13 protein-coding genes are annotated in these 20,192 nt (G+C 67.4%); 9 read left to right on the forward strand and 4 right to left on the reverse strand.

Going from position 1 to position 20,192, the window contains the following annotated elements:
* The first annotated feature begins 562 nt into the window (after positions 1-562).
* Positions 563-2,611, forward strand: coding sequence for an ATP-dependent DNA helicase (locus tag HUT07_RS04115; RefSeq protein ID WP_176019862.1), 2,049 nt, complete (start codon positions 563-565; stop codon positions 2,609-2,611).
* Between the two features lie 9 nt (positions 2,612-2,620).
* Complete coding sequence (gene tsaB / locus HUT07_RS04120; protein WP_176019863.1) at positions 2,621-3,334, forward strand: tRNA (adenosine(37)-N6)-threonylcarbamoyltransferase complex dimerization subunit type 1 TsaB; 714 nt, start codon at positions 2,621-2,623, stop codon at positions 3,332-3,334.
* Between the two features lie 541 nt (positions 3,335-3,875).
* Here tsaB and HUT07_RS04125 read toward each other — a convergent pair.
* Complete coding sequence (locus tag HUT07_RS04125) at positions 3,876-4,760, reverse strand: energy transducer TonB (protein WP_100553284.1); 885 nt, start codon at positions 4,758-4,760, stop codon at positions 3,876-3,878.
* Positions 4,760-5,707 (reverse strand): glutathione synthase, encoded by a 948-nt coding sequence (gshB, locus tag HUT07_RS04130; protein WP_176019864.1) that lies wholly within the window; start codon positions 5,705-5,707, stop codon positions 4,760-4,762. Before gshB ends, HUT07_RS04125 begins: the two co-directional genes overlap by 1 nt.
* A gap of 239 nt (positions 5,708-5,946) precedes the next feature.
* On the opposite strand from gshB, the gene pilG reads away from it, so the two are divergent.
* The 7 genes from pilG (at position 5,947) to HUT07_RS04165 (ending at position 17,906) form a co-directional block, all read left to right on the forward strand.
* On the forward strand, positions 5,947-6,348 hold the full coding sequence (pilG, locus tag HUT07_RS04135) for a twitching motility response regulator PilG (RefSeq protein ID WP_005418455.1): 402 nt from the start codon (positions 5,947-5,949) through the stop codon (positions 6,346-6,348).
* Between the two features lie 18 nt (positions 6,349-6,366).
* Positions 6,367-6,729: a response regulator gene (locus HUT07_RS04140; RefSeq protein WP_108756949.1), complete on the forward strand. Its 363-nt coding sequence runs from the start codon at positions 6,367-6,369 to the stop codon at positions 6,727-6,729.
* Complete coding sequence (locus HUT07_RS04145) at positions 6,729-7,259, forward strand: chemotaxis protein CheW (RefSeq protein ID WP_025877750.1); 531 nt, start codon at positions 6,729-6,731, stop codon at positions 7,257-7,259. The genes HUT07_RS04140 and HUT07_RS04145 overlap by 1 nt, the downstream gene beginning before the upstream one ends.
* Positions 7,260-7,300: 41 nt before the next feature.
* Entirely contained in the window at positions 7,301-9,337 is a 2,037-nt protein-coding gene (locus HUT07_RS04150; RefSeq protein ID WP_176019865.1) for a methyl-accepting chemotaxis protein, read from the forward strand.
* 100 nt (positions 9,338-9,437) lie between these two features.
* On the forward strand, positions 9,438-16,127 hold the full coding sequence (locus HUT07_RS04155) for an Hpt domain-containing protein (protein ID WP_176019866.1): 6,690 nt from the start codon (positions 9,438-9,440) through the stop codon (positions 16,125-16,127).
* The gene (locus tag HUT07_RS04160; protein ID WP_176019867.1) at positions 16,114-17,445 is read left to right on the forward strand and encodes a chemotaxis protein CheB; all 1,332 of its coding nucleotides are present in this window, start codon (positions 16,114-16,116) and stop codon (positions 17,443-17,445) included. The genes HUT07_RS04155 and HUT07_RS04160 overlap by 14 nt, the downstream gene beginning before the upstream one ends.
* Positions 17,442-17,906, forward strand: a complete 465-nt coding sequence (locus tag HUT07_RS04165) for a chemotaxis protein CheW (protein ID WP_100553281.1) — start codon at positions 17,442-17,444, stop codon at positions 17,904-17,906. Before HUT07_RS04160 ends, HUT07_RS04165 begins: the two co-directional genes overlap by 4 nt.
* 147 nt (positions 17,907-18,053) lie before the next feature.
* Here the strand turns inward: HUT07_RS04165 and HUT07_RS04170 are convergent, their stop codons facing one another.
* Together HUT07_RS04170 and bioA are read right to left on the reverse strand one after the other, a co-directional pair.
* Positions 18,054-18,791: a 16S rRNA (uracil(1498)-N(3))-methyltransferase gene (locus HUT07_RS04170; protein WP_176019868.1), complete on the reverse strand. Its 738-nt coding sequence runs from the start codon at positions 18,789-18,791 to the stop codon at positions 18,054-18,056.
* A complete protein-coding gene (gene bioA / locus HUT07_RS04175) occupies positions 18,782-20,173 on the reverse strand; it encodes an adenosylmethionine--8-amino-7-oxononanoate transaminase (RefSeq protein WP_217706633.1) in 1,392 nt (463 codons plus the stop codon). Before bioA ends, HUT07_RS04170 begins: the two co-directional genes overlap by 10 nt.
* Positions 20,174-20,192: the final 19 nt, after the last annotated feature.

Genomic DNA, 20,192 nt, shown 5'->3' on the forward strand with positions numbered 1-20,192 from the left:
CATCGGGCGCTGCCCCCTCTGCGGCACGCACTCGCACTGATGGATGGTCGTGATGGGCCGGGTGGGTGGGGCGTGCAGGACACGCCGTAAACCCATCCATGGGGGCTCGATGGCGCCATCCATGGCGCCAACGGTCCTGCCCGCCCCACCCACCCGGCCTTCCACACATCGCGCGGGCCGCAGGCAAGAACAAAATCAAATTCAAACGCGGGTCGCGCGCTGCGCGCACTCGCTGAGGGGTCGGAGCCGTTTTCCGCAGGAAAACGGCTCCGACCCCTTCTACTTTCCCCGTTACACCAACCGCTTCTGCTCCGCCTTTGCCTCCCGTCACCGGGAAACTGTCGAGGGTGGGGCGGGCAGGGCAGGCAGGACCGTTGGCGCCATGGATGGCGCCATCGAGCCCCCATGGATGGGTTCACGGCGTGTCCTGCCTGCCCTGTCCGACCCACCCCAGCACGTAGCAACCCAGAGCCATGAACAAGCGCTGTTGCCGTTGCTTTTGCTTGTGCTCTGGCCTGAAACGGGTGCCGGGCAGCGCCCGGCCGGGTATCCTTTCCACCTGATGTCCGACCTTGTCCATGCCAGCCGCGAAGCCCTCAGCGAAGGCGGCGCGCTCGCCTCCCACCTGGATGCATTCGTCCCGCGTCCTGCGCAGCTGCGCCTGACCGAGGCCATCGCCGCGTCGATGCAGCAGCGCGACCTGCTGCTTGCCGAGGCCGGTACCGGCACCGGCAAGACCTTTGCCTATCTGGTGCCGGTGCTGCTGTCTGGAATGCGCACCATCATTTCCACCGGTACCCGCGCGCTGCAGGACCAGCTCTACCACCGCGATCTGCCGCGCGTGCGTCAAGCGCTGGGCGTCGGCCTGCGCAGCGCGTTGCTGAAGGGACGCAGTAATTACCTGTGCCGTTATCGCCTGCAGCAGGCACGCGGTGAACCGCGCTTCTCCAGCCCGGAACAGGCGGCACAGTTCCAGCGCATCCTGGCCTGGTCGGGGCGTTCGGACTCGGGCGATATCGCCGAGCTCGAGGGCCTGGCCGACGACTCACCGCTGTTGCCGATGGTCACTTCCACCGTCGACAACTGCCTGGGCAACGAGTGTCCCTTCTGGGATGACTGTTTCGTCGTGCGTGCCCGTCAGCGCGCACAGGCCGCCGACCTCGTCGTGGTCAACCACCACCTGCTGCTGGCCGATCTGGCGCTCAAGCAGGAGGGTTTTGGAGAGCTGCTGCCCGGCGCGCAGGCCTTCGTCATCGACGAGGCCCATCAGTTGCCCGAGCTGGCTGCGCAGTTCTTCGGCGAGGGTTTCGGCATGCGCCCCTGGCAGGAACTGGGCCGAGACTGTCTGGTTGAAGCGCGCGGTGTGGGTGGCGCGCAGTCGGCATTGCAGGAGCCAGTCGATCATCTGCAGCAGGCGTTGTCTGCACTGCGTGCAGCGATGGAGGGGCTGCCTGCACGCGGCACACAGTGGCGGGCGTTGGCGATGCCGCAGGTACGCGAGGGTTTCGATGCGGTGATGTCCAGCCTGGTGGTGCTGGAGCAGGCATTGCAGCCATTGCGCGAAGCTGCTGCTGGCCTGGATGCCTGTCATGCGCGCGCACGTGAGGCGATTTCGCGGCTGAGCCGTTGGCTGGGCGATGAAGAGCCCGCGCTTGACTTCGATGCCGATCCTGCTGAAGCGACAGCCGCGGGCGGTGACGTGCTCTGGTACGAGTTGACCCCGCGCGGTTTCCGCTGCCAGCGCACGCCGATGGATGTATCCGCGCCGCTGCGCGAACACCGCGAGCGCAGCCATGCCGCATGGATTTTCACCTCGGCCACGCTGACCGTGGGTGATGGCTTCGAGCATATCGCCACGCGCCTGGGCCTGGATGATCCGCAGACGCTGGTGCAGCCCAGCCCGTTCAACTGGCCCGAGCAGGCGCTGTGCTACCTGCCGGAAGGTCTGCCAGATCCGGCCGCGCGCGGTTTCGGAACCGCACTGATCCAGGTGCTGCGCCCGGTGCTGCAGGCGTCGCAGGGCAGGGCGTTCCTGCTGTTCGCTTCGCATCGTGCGCTGCGTGAGGCCGCCGAGGCGTTGCGTGATGGACCCTGGCCGCTGTTCGTACAGGGCGAAGCGCCACGCGCGACGCTGTTGCAGCGCTTCCGCGAATCCGGCAATGGCGTGCTGCTGGGATCGGCCAGCTTCCGCGAGGGCGTGGATGTGGTCGGCGAGGCCTTGAGCGTGGTGATGATCGACAAGCTGCCCTTCGCCACGCCCGACGATCCGGTGTATGAAGCGCGGTTGGAGGCAATCCGTACCCAGGGCGGCAACCCGTTCCGCGATGAGCAGTTGCCGCAGGCGGTCATTGCCCTGAAGCAGGGCGTTGGCCGCCTGATCCGCAGTGAGACCGACCGGGGCGTGTTGGTGCTGTGCGACCCGCGCCTGCTCAACCGTGGCTATGGCAAGGTCTTCCTGCAGTCGCTGCCGCCGTTCCGGCGAACCCGGGCACTGGCCGATGTGCAGGCCTTCTTTGCGCCACAATGGGCCCCCGTGGCAGACGCCGCTGCCCCGACCACCGCCGTGGCGGGCCCGCAGCCGGCCCCCGGTGCCACGTTCCCCCTGTTCTGACCCGACCCGATGAAACTGCTCGCCTTTGAAACCGCCACCGAAGCCTGTTCCGTAGCCCTGCACGTTGACGGGCAGGTGCTGGAACGCTTCGAGATCGCCCCCCGCCGGCATGCCGAACTGAGTCTGCCGTGGGCGGAGGAGCTGCTGGCCGAGGCGGGCATCAGCCGCCGCCAACTGGATGGCATCGCACTCAGTCGGGGGCCCGGTGCGTTCACCGGTGTGCGCTTGGCAATCGCTTTGGCACAGGGCATCGCACTGGCGCTGGATCGCCCGTTGCTGCCGGTGTCGACGCTGCAGGTGCTGGCGCTGCGCGCGCCGAAGGAAGAGAGCCAGATCCTGTCGGCGATCGATGCGCGGATGGGCGAGTTGTACGTGGCACGCTTCGAGCGCGTGGACGGCCTGCCGGTGGCGCGTGATGCCGAGCGCGTGTGCTTGCCGACGGCAGTGTCGTTGCCGGAAGGAGCGTCCGTCTACGGTGTCGGCACCGGTTTTGCCGCGGCTGAGGGGGCGCTGGTCGCGCAGCTGGGTGCGGGTCTGCACCGCTTCGATGCGACGGCGCTGCCGCATGCAGCGGATGTGCTGGCACTGGCGGTACCGGCGTTCGCACGCGGCGAAGGCATCGCGGCAGAGAAGGTCGAGCCGGCGTACCTGCGTGACAACGTGGCGCTGACGCTGGTCGAACAGCAGGCTGCGCGGGACGCGAAGGCGAAGGCCAACGGCTGAGCCCCTCGTGGCTGGGTTGGTCGCGTAGATCAAAAGCCTCGCTTGGCCGGGCGGGGTGGGTTCGCGGGGGACGCCGTGAACCCATCCATGGGGGCTTGGCCGCGGCATCCATGCCGCGGACACCCCCGCGAACCCACCCGCCCGACCTCTGACAGTTTCCGTGCGCGTCCGCCACGGAAAATCAAAAAAATCAAAGTCAAAAGCCGGTCGCTTCGCTCGCATCCACGCATGGCGTGGATCTACCGTGCAGGCATGGCGTGGATGCGTCGTGTCGACCAAGGTCGACATCTACCAACAGCGGGGCGACGATGCGCCGCGATCTGTCAGGGGTGGGGCGGTGTCGGGTGGCGGGGTATCCGCAGCATGGATGCCGCGGCTAAGCCTACAGGGATGTACTTGCGGCGTCCCCGCCGCCCGACACCGCCCCGCCAGGCTTCAGTAAACGAACCGCCGCTCTTGATCCTGCCGTTGCCGTTGCAGTTGCAGTTGCAGTTGCAGTTGCTTCCAGCGGGTCCCGGGCCGCAGGCCCGGGCAGAAAACCTTACCGGTCGTCGCGCAGTTCGCCACCCGGCAGGAACACCCACGTGCGCGTGACCTGCAGGATGTCGATCTGATCATCGCTGTTGGGCAACGGTGGGAACGGCTGCGCCAGCTGGATCACCCGCAGCGCCGCCTCATCCAGCAGGGGCGTACCACTGGAGCGCAGGATGCGGCTGCTTTCCACGCTGCCATCGCGGCGCACGCCTACGCTGATCACCACCTGCCCACCCAGCCGGCGCTGCCGCGCTTCGTCGGGGTAGTTCAGGTTGCCGACCTGCTCTGCGCGGTCCACCCATGCACGCAGGTAATTGGCGTAGGCGTATTCGCGCGTACTGGCCGAAACGAATTTCCGGTTCGGGCGCTTGGCGTACTGCGCCGAACGCAGGTGTACCTCCGCGGCCAGCCGCGCCATCTCGGCATCGCGCTGTTCGCGTGCGGTCAGGGGGGCGTCCGGCGTGGGCTGCAACGGGGTCGGGCGCGACTGCGCCAGGGCCACCGTGTCCTGGCCATTGCGGCTGCTGACCACGCGCGCCTGCGGCGGCGGCACCGGTGCTGCCGATTGTTGCTGCTGGGGTACCGGGCTGATGCCGGACTGGGCCTGCGGCACGATGCCCGCCTGGTTGTCGCGCGGACGCTGCGCACGATCATGCTCGCCACCACCCTCCTGGCTGGCGGCGGCCAGGAAATCCGCCTGCTTCGGGGTCAGCGCGGTGCGGGTCTGGCTGAAGATCACTTCCAGGGTCGGCACCAGTGGCGCGTCGCCTTTCACGGCAAAGCCGACCCCGAGGATCAGCAGGGCATGCACCAGCACCGACAGGGCGATGGTGGCTCCCAGCCGCTGCGCTTCGCGCGGCGGCGGGGCAAGGACGGCGGGTGCGGCATCCATCAGTGCAGATCGGCCTCGATCGCGTCGAACAGGGTGGCGCAGATGTTCAGGCCGTACTGCGCGTCCAGCTCGCGCACGCAGGTCGGGCTGGTGACGTTGACCTCGGTCAGGTAGTCACCGATGACGTCCAGGCCGACGAAGCGCATGCCACGGCGCTTCATCTCCGGGCCGACCTGGGCGGCGATCCAGCGGTCGCGTTCGCTCAACGGACGACCTTCGCCGCGGCCACCGGCGGCCAGGTTGCCGCGGAACTCATCGCCCTGCGGAATGCGCGCCAGGCAGTAGTCGACCGGCTCGCCATCGACCAGCAGGATGCGCTTGTCGCCGGCGGTGATGTCGGGGATGAACTTCTGTGCAAGGGCGAGCTTGCGGCCGCCGTCGGTCAGCGTTTCCAGGATCACGTTCAGGTTGGGGTCGCCCTGGCCACTGCGGAAAATCGAGCGTCCGCCCATGCCATCCAGCGGCTTCAACACGGCCTGGCCGTGTTCCAGTGCGAAGGCCTTCAGCGCCTTGGCGTCGCGGCTGACCAGGGTCGGCGGACAGCACTGCGGGAACAGCAGCGCGGCCAGCTTCTCGTTGTAGTCGCGCAGGCCCTGCGGGTTGTTGACCACGCACGCGCCAGCGGCGGCAGCAACATCCAGCACCTGGGTGTCGTAGACATACTCAGCGTCGACCGGCGGGTCCTTGCGCATCAGCACGATCTGGCCGGGGCCGAATTCGGTGCGGCTGAATGCGCCCAGCTCGTACCAGCCGGCCGGGTCGTCGCGCACCTGCAGGGGGGCGGTCCAGGCCACGGCCACCCCGCCTTCCAGCGCCAGTCCGCCCGGGCGCACGTAGTGCAGGGCATGGCCGCGGCGCTGGGCTTCCAGCAGCATGGCGAAGGTGGTGTCCTTGGCAATCTTGATGTGGGCGATGGGATCCATCACCACGATGACGTTCAACGGCATGGGCGCACCTGTCAGGCAAGGCGTTGATGGTAGCGGCAACGCCCGCTGTGCGCCTCCCTGTGGCGCTGCAACGCTGCGTCCGTCCCCGGTTGCGCAGTCATTGCCAATCCGGTCACGTTCAGCCAGCCGCCACCCCAAGCCCCGTGGGCGTCCCTTGAAGCGGGCGCGGAAAGTGCGATATAGATACGCTTTCGCAGCGGCTCCCGCCAAAGATTGGGCCGTGCGCTTGGGGAATGGCAATGACTGAAAACACGACTGCGGGCGGGGAGCTCGCAGGACTCCGGGTGATGGTCATCGATGACTCGAAGACCATCCGCAGGACTGCGGAAACACTGCTGAAGCGCGAAGGCTGCGAAGTGGTGACCGCGACGGACGGTTTCGAGGCCTTGGCCAAGATCGCCGACCAGCAGCCGCAGATCATCTTCGTCGACATCATGATGCCGCGCCTGGATGGCTATCAGACCTGCGCACTGATCAAGGGCAACCAGCTGTTCAAGGCGACCCCGGTGATCATGCTGTCATCCAAGGATGGCCTGTTCGACAAAGCGCGGGGGCGCATCGTCGGCTCGGAGCAATACCTGACCAAGCCATTCACGCGCGAAGAACTGCTGGGTGCCATCCGCACGTACGTCAACGCCTGACCAGGGGGGAAAGGCACAATGGCTCGTATCGTCCTGATCGAGGATTCACCGACTGACCGCGCGGTGTTCACCCAATGGCTGCGCCGTGCCGGCCATGAGGTGCTGGAAGCGGACAACGCCGAAGATGGCCTGCAGCTGGTCCGCGACCAGGTGCCGCAGCTGGTCCTGATGGACGTGGTGCTGCCGGGCATGAGTGGTTTCCAGGCCACCCGGGCGATGGCCCGCGACGCAGCGACCAAGCATATCCCGGTGATCATCGTCAGCACCAAGGCGATGGAAACGGACAAAGCCTGGGGGCTGCGCCAGGGCGCAGCCGATTACATCGTCAAGCCGCCGCGTGAGGAAGAACTCATCGCGCGGATCAACGAGCTGGTGGCCTGATGCGCTCGCCTTTCGACATTCTTGAAGCCTACGAACGGCGCAGCCTGGCCCATGCGGTGCAGCTGCCCGGGCGGCAGTTCGCCCAGGACCTGTGGCGTGGCGTCGGTTTCCGTGTGGGTCAGCGCCGGCTGGTGTCCGATTTCCGTGAAGTGGTGGAGATCGTGCCGATGCCGCCGGTGACCCCGGTGCCCTGCGCGCAGCCGTGGCTGCTGGGCGTGGGCAACCTGCGTGGCAACCTGTTCCCGGTGGTCGACCTGAAGTACTTCCTGGAAGGTGCGCGCACCGTCCAGCAGGAAGGCCAGCGCGTGCTGATCATGCGCCAGGCCGGCGGCGACGTCGCCCTGACCATTGACGAACTGTTCGGCCAGCGCAGCTTCGAGCTGACCCAGCAGATCGAGGCCGGTTCACTGGCCGAGGGACGCTACGGGCACTTCGTCGATCGCGCTTTCCATGCCGATGGCAACGACTGGGGCGTGTTCTCGCTCTCGCTGCTGTCGCGTACCCCTGAATTCCGGCAAGCCGCGGCCTGAGGCCGGGCATCGCCCCCTGCATTGAAAATCGAGGTTGAACGATGAGTACTGCTTCGGATGCCACCAAGTCCGGCAAGCTGCGGCTGGGCGGCAGCAACCTCTGGCTGGCGCTGCTGGCGCTGTCGATGATCCTGTTCGGCGTGAACACCGGTGTGTCCACTTGGCAGGGCAGTCGCTTGGCCGACGCCGGCTCCAAGGCGGCGGACCTGCAGGTGCTGTCGCAGCAGTTGGCCAACCAGGGCCGTGACGCGGTCGGCGGCAACGCGCAGGCCTTCACCGCTTTCAAGGCCACCCGCAACGCGATCGAGCAGAACGTGTCGACCCTGCAAGGGCGCTACGGCAACGAGCCGGGTGTGTCCCGCGCGATCTCGACCCTGGCCGACACCTGGACGCCGCTGGGCAAGCAGGCAGGCCAGCTGGTCGCCAGTGAACCGGCAGTGCTGGCCCTGGCCGGCAACGCCAACAACTTCTCCGGTGCGGTGCCCGGCCTGCAGGCTCAGTTGAATGAGCTGGTGCGCGCGATGTCCGCCTCCGGCGCCCCGTCCTCGCAGGTCTACAGTGCCCTGCAGCAGGTCGTGGTGGCCGGTTCGATGGCACGCCGCGTTACTGAAATCCGCGCCGGTGGAACCGCCGCTGCAGCTGCCGGTGACGCGCTGGCCCGCGACATCACCGTGTTCTCGCAGGTGCTCGATGCGCTGCGCAATGGCAACGAGGATCTGGGCATCACCGCTGTGCGCGGCGCTGCCGCCGTTGCTGCGCTGGAGCAGTCGCAACAGAAGTGGGAGGCGATGAAGCAGGACGCCGACGCCATCCTGGCCAGCTCGCGCCAGCTGTTTGCGGCGCAGTCTGCTGCCGCCACGCTGGGCCAGGGTTCGGCGAAGATGCTGACCGACAGCCGCAAGCTGTTCGAAGCGTTCTCCTCGTTCGGCTCGGTGTCCGACACCCGCCTGTTCCCGAATTTCTGGATCGGCGTGGTATCCGGCGCGCTGTCGCTGATCGCGATCATCGGCTTCGTCTCCACCAACGTGCGCAGCCGCTCGCGCGAACAGGAACTGCGCTACCAGACCCAGGTGGAGTTCAACAGCCGCAACCAGCAGGCGATCATGCGGCTGCTGGATGAAATCTCCTCGCTCGGTGAGGGCGACCTGACCGTGAAAGCCTCGGTGACCGAGGACATGACCGGCGCCATCGCAGACGCCATCAACTACGCCGTGGATGAGCTGCGCCACCTGGTGACCACCATCAACGACACCTCGGCCAAGGTCGCGCTGTCGACCCAGGAAACGCAGGCAACAGCGATGCAGCTGGCCGAAGCGGCCGGCCACCAGGCCAACCAGATCACCTCGGCGTCGGACCGCATCGGCGAAATCGCAGCGAGCATCGAACAGGTGTCGCGCAACTCGGCCGAGTCGGCCGACGTGGCACAGCGTTCGGTGGTGATCGCCGCCGAGGGTGCAGGCGTGGTCCGCGAGACCATCCAGGGCATGGACCAGATCCGCGACCAGATCCAGGAAACCTCCAAGCGCATCAAGCGCCTGGGTGAGTCGTCGCAGGAAATCGGCTCGATCGTTGAACTGATCAACGACATTTCCGAGCAGACCAACATCCTGGCGTTGAACGCGGCCGTGCAGGCAGCGTCGGCCGGTGAAGCCGGTCGCGGTTTCGCGGTCGTGGCCGACGAAGTGCAGCGCCTGGCAGAACGCACCTCGGGCGCGACCCGACGCATCGAAAACCTGGTCCAGGCCATTCAGGCCGATACCAACGAAGCGGTCACCTCGATGGAACAGACCACTGCCGAAGTGGTGTCCGGTGCGCGCCTGGCCGAAGACGCCGGTACCGCGCTGACCGAGATCGAGCGCGTGTCCAACGCACTCAACACCCTCATCAAGAACATCTCCATCGCCGCCCAGCAGCAGTCGTCGGCAGCGTCGGACATCACCCGCACGATGGGCGTCATCCGCCAGATCACCGGCCAGACCTCGCAGGGTGCCGGGCAGACCGCCGAGTCGATCGGCCACCTGGCGCAGCTGGCGGCCGACCTGCGTCGTTCGGTCGCCGACTTCAAGCTGCCGGCGTGACGCGGGCAGGGCGGCGAGCAAGGAACCAGTCGATGAAGCATTTCCATTTCCCACGCCAGGATCCGCGCGACCGTCGCGCGGCGGCGACCGGAGCGCATCCATGAGCAGCCTGCGCGATGCGATGAGCCACGCGGCATTGGGCTGGGTCAAGCCCGAGCTGGACGAGACCCTGCGCCTGGTGCGCAACGAGGTCGAGTACTTCGCCGAAGACCCGGGCGACAGCAGCCGCATGCGCATCTGCGCCGGCTACCTGCACCAGGTGCAGGGCACGCTGCGCATGGTGGAACTGTATGCACCGGCAATGGTGGCCGAAGAGCTGGAACAGCTGGCCATTGCTGTCGGCAAGGGCGAGGTGGCCGAGCGCGATGAGGCCTGCGCCACTCTGATGCGCGGCAGCGTGCTGCTGCCCGATTATCTGGAACGCCTGCAGAACGGGCACCGTGACATTCCGATCGTGCTGCAGCCCCTGCTCAACGAGATCCGCGCCGCGCGTGGCGAAGCGCTGATCAACGACAGTGTGCTGTTCGCGTTCGCACCCGATTCGGTGACCGCCACCGAAGCGGAGCTGGACCATGCGCGTGGCAGCCTCAGCGGCCGCAACCGCGAACTGCTGGATACCGTTGGCAACGCGGTGAAGGAAGAACTGCTGCAGGTCAAGGACGCCCTGGACCTGCACCTGCGCACCGACGGTGCGCCGCAGCAGCTGCAGGAGCAGGTGACCAAGCTGGGTTCGGTGGCCGATACGCTGGGGATGCTCGGCCTGGGCGCTGCGCGCGGCGTGGTCGTGCAACAGCGTGATGCACTGCGCGGGGTCGTCGAAGGCCGCCAGCAGATCGACGAAGACATGCTGCTGGATATCGCCGGTGCGCTGCTTTATGTCGACGCATCGCTGGACGACCAGGTCGCACACCTGGGGGCCAGTGGCAGTGGCCAGGATGATCCGAGCGCGGTGGAGAACCGGCGCACGGTGGAGGTGCTGGCACACGAGGCGATCGCCAATTTCGCCGCCGCCCGCGAGCATTTCGTCGCTTTCATTGAAACCAGCTGGAACCACGCGGAACTGCAGGATGTGCCACGCCTGCTCGGGGATGTCTCAGGCGCATTGCGCATGCTCGACCTGGGCACCGCTGCCGACTACCTGCGCGGCGTGCAGCAGTACATCGAAGCCGAACTGATCGGCCGCCAGCGCGTGCCAAGTGGACGCCAGCTGGACACCCTGGCCGATGCCATGGCCAGCCTGGAGTACTACCTGGAAGCCCTGCGTGACCGCCGTCCGGGCCGCGAGGACATCCTCGACATCACCCGCAGCAGCCTGGAAGCGCTGCGCTACTGGCCGCTGCCGGAGCGCGGCGCGATCGCCGCCGAGCCGGTGCAGCCGGTCGAGCGCGAAGCCGTGGCGATGCCGGACGTGCCGCTGCAGATCGAACCGCTGGACGTGATCGTGCAGGCCGCCGCGCCGGTTCCTGGCGATGTGCCTGCCTCGCTGCCCGATTTCACCTTCGATCCGTTGCCGGAGGCTCCGGCCGCCGACAACGACCTGATGTTCGGATCGCTCGCTACGCCCGCGTCGCCTGCAGAACCGCACGGTACCCCGGCGCCCCTGTTGTTCGCTGCTTCCAGCGCGCCCGCGCCGGAAGTGCCGCAGTGGGAACTGGGCGGATTCGACGCGTCCGCAGTTGCGGCTGTGGAGCGCAGCGACGAGCGTGCACCGACGTTCGACAGCTTCGATCCGGTCAGTTTCGATCCCGTGCCCGCCGAACAGTCCAACACCGTTGCCTGGACGTTGTCCGAAATGCCGGTGGAGGAACAGGGCGATACGCAGGTAGCCGTCGTGGACGGCAACGATGTTGCCTTCCTGGCGACGTCGTTGGATGACGCGTCGTTTGCCGCGCCGATGGATGCAGCCGTTTCGACGGCGTTCGATCCGGTTGCCGCCGAGCAGGACAGCCAAGCGCCGCTGCACGATGATGTCGTGTTCCGTTTCGACAGCAGTCTGCTGGACAACGCCGATGACGTGCTGTCGCTGGAGGCGATGGAAACCCTGTCGCTGGACGACGAACAGGCGTCGCCTGCGACGCTGGAGCTGATTGACGCAGCGGCGGTGCCGCAGGCCGACGATGGCCTGGCCGTTGCCGAACTGACCGACGCAACCTTTGGCGCTGATGCTGAGGCTTACGCCGCTCCGACCGCTGATCTACCCGCGTCGGAGGACCTGCCGGCTTCGGCGGCTGCGCCGACCGTGGCGCTGGTCGATGTGGATACCATCGCGCCGATCGACTTCAGCGAGGCCGATGCGCAGTTCTTCGCGGAGCTGAATGCCGCTGCCGCCGACTTCAATCCCCAGGCCATGCAGGCAACTGCCGGGTTGACCGAAACCGTACCGTCGGCCGTGGCCGAGGGTGGGTTCGATGCGGGTTTCGACGACGATGCCGAAAACATCGACCAGGACATCCGCGAGGTGTTCCTGGAGGAGTTCGACGACGAGCTGGGCAACCTCGGCACGCTGCTGCCGGCATGGCGCATGCAACCGGACAACATGGACCGGCTGCGACCGATCCGGCGCATTTTCCATACACTGAAGGGCAGTGGCCGCCTGGTTGGCGCACGTACCCTGGGTGAGTTCGCGTGGAAGATCGAAGGCATGCTCAATCGCGTGCTTGATGGCACCCGTGCCGCCACGCCGGCGGTGCTGGCGATGGTCGATCACGCTTACACGGCACTGCCGCAGTTGAACGCTGCGCTGCGCGACGGCCAGCGGATCAACGTTGACCTGCAGGCGATGCAGGCCATCGCCGATCGTGTGGCTGCAGGTGAAGAGACATTCTACGTTGCGCTGCCGGGCGCCCCCGCGCCGATGGCAGTGGCGTCGGCCGACGCGGCCGAGTCGGTGGCCAGCGCCGTGGCTGTTGAGGATGCCCCGGCAGAGCGCGCTGTCGAAGCGGCAGGTACTCCGGCCAACATCGACAGTGTGCTGCGTGAGATTCTGGAGGCCGAGGTGGAACTGCACCAGGCCACGCTGCAGGGCTGGTTGCGTTCTGCGCAGCAGGCACCGCAGCCGGTCAGCGACGCGTTGCTGCGTGCGGTGCACACCATGAACGGCGCCTTCGCGATGACCGAAGTGCCGGAAATCACCGCCGTTACGGGCGGCGCCGAGTCGTACATCAAGCGCGCGCTGGCCGCCCAGGTGGTGCCCGGTGATGACGCCGTGGCGGCGCTGGACGAGACCGCGCAGGCGATCAACGCGACCATGGATGCACTGCAGGCCGAGCAGCCGCGCATTACGCCGCAGCCTGAACTGGCGCAGCGCCTGCAGGCGCTGGCTGGCGAACTGCCGGAAGCTCGCTGGCCGATGGCCGGGTTGGACGTCGAGGATGAAGACGAGCGCGAAGATGTGGGCGAAGACGGCCCGCTGCCCTCGCAGATCGTCGATACCGATGCCGACCTGGTCGCGCCGGAGTCTGGGGCTGAGATCGAGGCGGACGCCGGACGTGACACCGATGCCGCCGCTGTCGATGCCGATATGCTGGATGCGGTGCAGGTCAGCGAGGATTCGCTGACTGATGAGGCGGGCCTGGAGTCGGCTGAATTGACCGGCAGCGATGATCTGTCGCGCTACTTCGATGCCGGGTGGCCTTCAATGCCGGACGTGGCAGCGCCTGAATCTACGTTGCAGGTGGCTGCTTCCTCCATCGAGGGCGCGGCTATCGGCGCTGGGACGGCAGTGGCTGTGTCGGAAGACGACGCGCTGGACGAAATCGGGTTGAACGCGGTGGACGATCTGTCGCCGTATCTGGACGCCAGCGCACTTCCGGTTGACGACCGCGACCTGGATGTCGCAATCGACCTGAATACGCCGCTGTCGTTCACACCTGAAACGGCGGTGGATGACGACGCTGCTGCACTGCCACTCGACAGCGAGCTGTCCAGCCTGCAGGATGAAATGGCTGTGCCGGGCTTCGCAGACCCGGTCACGCTGGAAGCCGCGCTCGAGGCCGGCCTGCACGTGATCGACGAGGAGCAGGGCCAGGACGAAGACGGGCAATGGCCCGTGCTCGGCCTGCAGGCCAGCGAACTCGCGCCTGGCGAGGCGGAAGCCTTTGCCGAGGATGCGGACGTCGGCGGGGAGACGGCGGTCGGTGAAGGAGAGAGCACCGACCAGCCGTCCCCGGCGACGGTGGAAGATGTTGGGTCCGCGGAGACGGCGCGGGACGCCATTTCGCCCTCGCGATTCTTCGAACTGGAAGATGCTCCGGGCCAGACTGCCCTGGCAGACAGCGGCATGATCGTGGTGCCGATCGCGGCGGATGCTGCGACCATCGAGGCCGAACCTGTTGCAGCCGACAGCGGTGATGCGGTGGTGCTGACGGATACGGCTCTGTCCGACGCTCAGAGCGAATCCGAATCCGAATCCGAATCCGAAGACAGCGGCGACCTGCTCGACTTCAGCACCTATGACCGCGAGCTGGTCGACATCTTTGTCGAGGAAGGCAAGGACCTGCTGGATCACTGCGATGGGCTGATCAGTGAACTGCGCGAAGCGCCGCAGGATCGCGAAGCGCTGGCCGGCCTGCAGCGCGATCTGCATACGCTGAAGGGCGGTGCGCGCATGGCCGGCATCAACGCCATCGGCGACCTCGGCCACAGCATCGAATCGTTGCTCGAAGCCGTGGCTGGTGGACGCACCGAGATCGAACGTCGTGACGTGCAGTTGCTGGAACGTGGTTTCGACCGTCTGCACCAGCTGCTGACCCGCACCGGTGAGCATCGCGTTGTCGAGCCGGCGCAGGATCTGCTTGACGCCTTTGAAGCACGCACCACGGCCGACATCACCGCCGCTGCCAACGCAGCAGCAGTCGCTGCTGCCGTCGTCGCGGAACAGGCCCCGCAGGCGGCTCCGGCCGTGGCCGTGGCCGACGCGCCGTTGTCGGCACCGTTGCCGGTGGAAGGCGCGACCGAGGAAGACCCGCTGGCCCGTCCGCAGCAGGAACAGGTGCGTGTGCGCGCCGACCTGCTCGATCGCCTGGTCAACCACGCCGGTGAAGTGGCGATCTACCGTTCGCGCCTGGAACAGCAGCTCGGCGCCTTCCGCGGCGCGATGGGCGAGCTGGAACGCACCAACGCGCGTCTGCGCGACCAGCTGCGTCGCCTGGACCTGGAAACCGAAGCACAGATCGTAGCCCGCTACCAGCGCGAGCAGGACCAGGCCGACCAGAAGTTCGATCCGCTGGAACTGGACCGTTTCTCCACCCTGCAGCAGCTCAGCCGCGCGCTGAACGAGTCCGCCGCCGATCTGGGTGGCCTGCAGGGCGTGCTGGATGATCTGTCGCGTCAGTACGATTCGCTCCTGCAGCAGCAGTCGCGCGTCAGTTCGGAACTGCAGGATGGCCTGATGCGCGCGCGCATGGTGCCGTTCGACGGCCTGGTACCGCGCCTGCGCCGGGTGGTCCGCCAGGCCGGCATGGACACCGGCAAGCAGGTCCACCTGACCCTGGAGGGCACCCACGGCGAACTCGACCGCAACGTGCTCGATCGCATGGTCGCGCCGCTGGAGCACATGCTGCGCAACTCGGTTGCCCATGGTCTGGAAGCACCGGAGCAACGTCGCGCCGCCGGCAAGCCGGAAGAAGGCGAAATCGCCATCCGACTGCATCGGGAAGGCTCGGAAATCGTGCTGGACGTGGCCGACGATGGCGCTGGCCTGGATCGTGAGGCGATCCGTCGTCGCGCCATCGAACGCGGCCTGCTGCCTGCCGATGCGCAGCCGAGCGAACAGGAACTGGACAACCTGATCTTCGCTTCAGGCTTCTCCACCGCCGATCAGGTCAGCCAGCTGGCGGGCCGTGGCGTCGGTATGGACGTGGTCGGCAACGAAGTGCGCCAGCTCGGTGGCTCGGTCGACATCCAGTCGGTACGTGGCCAGGGCGTGCGTTTCACCCTGCGCCTGCCGCAGACGCTGGCGGTCACCCAGGCGGTGTTCGTGCAGATCGGCGAAACCACTTTCGCGGTGCCGGTGGCCTCGGTCAGTGGTATCGGCCGGCTGTCGCACGAACGCTTCGAAGCGGCCGACAGCAGCTATCGCTACGGCGGCGAAGACTATCCGCTGTACGACCTCGGCAGCCTGGTCGGCCAGGCCCCGGCACGCGCCGATGGCCAGGCCCAGGTGCCATTGCTGCTGGTCCGCGCGGGCGATCTGCGCGCCGCCGTTGCGATCGATCAGGTACTGGGCAACCGCGAAGTCGTGGTCAAGCCCGTGGGTCTGCAGATCGCCTCGGTACCGGGCATCTACGGCGCCACCATCACCGGCGATGGCCGCGTGGTGGTGATCCTGGACGTGGCCCCGCTGGTGCGTCGTTTCCTGGCCAACCCGACCGCGCCGGTTCTGGTCAATGCACCCCGCCAGGAACGGCAGGTGCCGTTGGTGATGGTGGTGGACGATTCGCTGACCATGCGCAAGGTCACCGGCCGCATCCTGGAGCGTCACAACTTCGAGGTGAGCGTCGCCCGCGATGGCATCGAGGCCCTGGAACAGCTGCAGGAGCGCGTGCCGGACCTGATGCTGCTGGACATCGAAATGCCGCGGATGGACGGCTACGAGCTGGCTACCGCGATGCGTGCCGACCCGCGCTACAAGGACGTGCCGATCGTGATGATCACCTCGCGCAGCGGCGACAAGCACCGCCAGCGCGCCTTCGAAATCGGTGTGCAGCGCTACCTGGGCAAGCCGTACCAGGAGCTGGACCTGATGCGTAACGTATACGACTTGCTGGGGATTGCCCGTGTCCGTGAGTGACCTCGATCCGGTTCCGGCCGTAGCCCTGCTGGCCCGCCCGGGCGCGGCGCGTGAGCGCCTGCGCGAGGCGCTGGCCCATGCCGATGTGCAGATCGTGCTGGAAGACGATCCCATCACGCTGGAGCCGCAGGCGCTGCACGATGCACGCCCGCAGTTCGTGGTCATCGCGCTGGAAGTGGCCATTGAAGATGCGCTGGAGCGCCTGGAACCGGCGCTGTCTGCCCCCGGGTTGACCCTGGTGTTCGACGAGGCTGAACTGGCCGCGCGGCGCGATGGTTGGGAAGCGCAGCGCTGGGGCCGTCACCTTGCCGCCAAGCTGCACGGCCACCAGCAGGTGCTGCCGCCCGGCGCCGAGGACGAACCGGCGCTGCAGCTTGAACCGGGCCTGCCGTCGACGCCGCCGGTGCCGAAGGAAATCGCGCTGCAACCGCACCTGGAACAGGCCCGTTCGTGGGCCGACGACGTGCCGGCGGATGGCCTCTATTCGCCGCCGGCGCATCTGCATGAGCCGATCGCGCTGGAGCAGGCGCTGGCTGCGTTGCAGCCGGTGCTGCCGGACAGGGCCGCGCCCGCTGATGCGGCGCCTGAGCCGCCACCGGTTCCAGCAGCTCCACCGACGGTATTCACCGATCACACGGCCTGGTCGCTGGTCGACGAGGCCAGTGAGGCGCCGGCAGATCTGCGTACCGCTACGACGGTCGCCGCACCGGAACCGACGTTCGACACCGAGCATCTTTCACTGGTCGATCTGGACGCCGCCGCACCCGCAGGCAGTCGTGCCGGTGCGTTGCTGGTACTGGCCGGGATCGGCGGTCCCGATGCGTTGCGCCGCCTGCTCGCTGCACTGCCCAGCGGGCTGGCCGTGCCGGTGCTGGTGCACATGCGCCTGGACGGCGGCCGCTACGGCAACCTGGTCAAGCAGATGGCACGCGTATCGCCGCTGCCGGTGCAGTTGGCCGAAGCCGGCCAGCGCGCCACGGCAGGCGAAGTGCATGTGCTGGCCGATGACATCGGCGTGCATGCCGCCGCCGACGGCCTGTATTTCCAGACCGAAGCGCAGGGCATCTCGATTGCCGCGTTGTCGGCCGAGCACAGTGCGCTGGTACTGCTCAGCGGTGCAGACCTGGCCCATGTAGGACCGGCGTTGGACCTCGCCGCCGCCGGCGCCTGGGTGGCCGGGCAGGTGGGCGAAGGCTGCTACGACCCGGCTGCGGCGACGGCCGTGGTTGCTGCCGGCATGGTGGCAGGTGAACCGCAGGAACTGGCACAGGTGATTGCCGCGCGCTGGGGACTGGATGACGACGGAGATGCCGCATGAGCTACGCCAGCAATGATGAGATCCGTGGTGTCCTGATCTCGGCCGGTGCCGAACGGGTACTGCTGCCCAATGCAACCGTGGCCGAGATGATGTCGCGGGTACCGGTGCAGGCGGTGGCCGACGCGCCGCGCTGGCTGGTGGGTGAGATCGGCTGGCACGGCTGGCAGGTGCCGCTGGTGTCGTTCGCACGGCTCTCCGGGTTGGGCGAAGAGACGGTGGCCGGCCACAACAAGGTGGTCGTGCTCAAGACCCTCAGCGGCAACCCGGAGCGTCCCTACTACGCGCTGTTGACGCAGAGCTTCCCGCAGCTGATCTCGGTACCGCGCGATGGCCTGCTGGCCGACGCGTCGGAGGAAAACCTGCCCGACATCGTGCACATGCGCGTGCTGCTGGGCGAACAGAGTGCGCTGTTGCCGAATCTCGACGCACTGGAAGCCGCGCTGGATTCGCTGACGGCGTGAATACCGCCGATCGGTAGTGCCGGCCGCTGGCCGGCAACGTCATGATCCCGAGGTTGCCGGCCAGCGGCCGGCACTACCGGGTCGTAAGTCACACGCGTTGGCACTAGGGCCATGCCCGGCGAGCGCAGCGGCCACCGGACCGGCGCCTTACCCCAGATCGCCCAGCCGTGCCTGCAACGCCGCGATCGCGGCCAGGCCTGCGGTTTCCGTGCGCAGGATGCGTGGGCCCAGCTGCAGGCCCTGGAAACCTGCGGCTGCCAGCTGCTCACGGTCACGCGGCGACCAGCCACCTTCCGGGCCGATGGCGATCACCACGCCGCCTGCAGGCGCCGCCTGCAGTGTCGACAGCCGGTGCGCTCCCAGCGGGTCCAGGGTCAACCGCAACGTATCGGCTGGCAGTGCCGCGCCGGCCTGTGCCAGCGACTGCGGCGCCCCTACCTGCGGAATGCGCGCACGGCCGGATTGCCCGCAGGCTGACTGCACCACGTTGTTCCAGTGCGCCACGCGCTTCTCAGCGCGCGCTGCATCCAGCTTCACCTCGGTACGTTCCGCGTTCACCGGCACGATGGCGCTCACCCCCAGTTCGGTGGCTTTCTGCAGGATCAGGTCCATCTTCTCGCCGCGTGCGATGCCCTGCAGCAGGGTGATGTGCAGCGGCGATTCGTTGGCGATCGGCTGCACCTCGTCGATGCGCACCTGCACCTCGCGCTTGCCGGCCAGCGTCAGCGTGGCGGTGTAGTCGTGGCCATCGCCGTTGAACAGCACGCAGCTGTCGCCCTCGCGCAGGCGCATCACCCGCACCAGGTGGTTGGCCGTCTCTTCCGGCAGGGTCACGGTCTGGCCGCTGTGCAGCGCCAGGTCGATGGGGCAGCGGGTCACGCGCATGCAATCGCCTCGTCGATGGCTGCCAGCGTGGTATGCGCCAGCAGCTCCAGTTGTTCGTCGTCCACGCAGTACGGTGGCATCCAGTACAGCACGTTGCCCAGCGGGCGCAGCACCACGCCGCGCTTCAACGCCGACTTGTAGGCGTGCAGCCCAAGCTTCAACCCGGGATCGAAGGGCGTGCGCTTGTCACCGTTGCGGGTCAGTTCGAAGGCCACAACCATGCCGGCCTGGCGTACGTTGGCCACGTGTGGATGGTCGGCGAACGGTGCGGCCAAGGTGCCCATCACCGAGGCAATACCACGATTGCGCGCGATCACATCGTCGTCGCGGAAGATGTCCAGCGTGGCCAGCGCCGCCGCACAGGCCAGCGGGTTGCCGGTGTAGCTGTGCGAGTGCAGGAAGGCGCGTTCACGCGAATCATCAAGAAATGCGTCATACAGCACCTGCGTGGCCAGTACTGCAGCCAATGGCAGGAAACCACCGGTCAGGCCCTTGGACAGGCACAGCAGGTCGGGCATCACCCCGGCTTGTTCGCAGGCGAACATCGTGCCGGTGCGGCCGAAACCGGTGGCGATCTCGTCGGCGATCAGGAAAGCGCCATGGGCATCGCACAGTTCACGCACGCGCTGCAGATAGGCCGGATCGTGCATGCGCATGCCACCGGCGCACTGCAGCCTTGGCTCCAGGATCACCGCGCAGATTTCGCCCGGATGCTGGTCGAACAGCGTGGCCAGGCCATCGGCGGCCTGGCGTGCGCGGTCGGCCGCGCTCTGCCCGGGCTCGGCCAGGTAGGCGTCGGGCGAGGGCGCGAACAGGCCCTCGGCCAGCAGTGGCGCATAGACCCGGCGATACAGCGGAATGTCGGCCAGTGCGAGGGCACCCAGCGTCTCGCCGTGGTAGCCGTTCTCCAGCGAGACGAAGCGCGTACGTCGGGTCTCACCACGGTTCTGGAAATACTGGAAGGCCATCTTCAGCGCCACTTCGACGCCGGCCGAGCCGTTGTCGGCGTAGAACACCTTGGCCAGCGGCGCGCGGCCGGGCTGGCGTGGCGCGAGGGCCAACAGGCGTTCAGCCAGGGTGATCGCAGGCTCGTGGCCGAAGCCGGCCAGCATCACCTGTTCCAGCTGTCCAGCCTGAGCGGCGATGGCACCGCCGATGCGCGGCTCGGCATGGCCGAACAGGTTGGTCCACCAGCTGCTGACGGCGTCCAGGTAGCGGTTGCCGTCGTGATCGATCAGCCAGGCGCCTTCGCCGCGGGCGATCGGCACCAGCGGCAACGTGTCCGGATGCTCGCGCATCTGCGTGCACGGATGCCACAGGACCTGGAGGTCGCGTTGCCGCCAGTGCTGGACCAGCGGAGAGGGGGTTGGGTCTGCTAGCATTTCGGGCTCATGAACATGT

Origin of the sequence: Stenotrophomonas sp. NA06056, assembly GCF_013364355.1 — a bacterium.
GTDB lineage: Bacteria > Pseudomonadota > Gammaproteobacteria > Xanthomonadales > Xanthomonadaceae > Stenotrophomonas.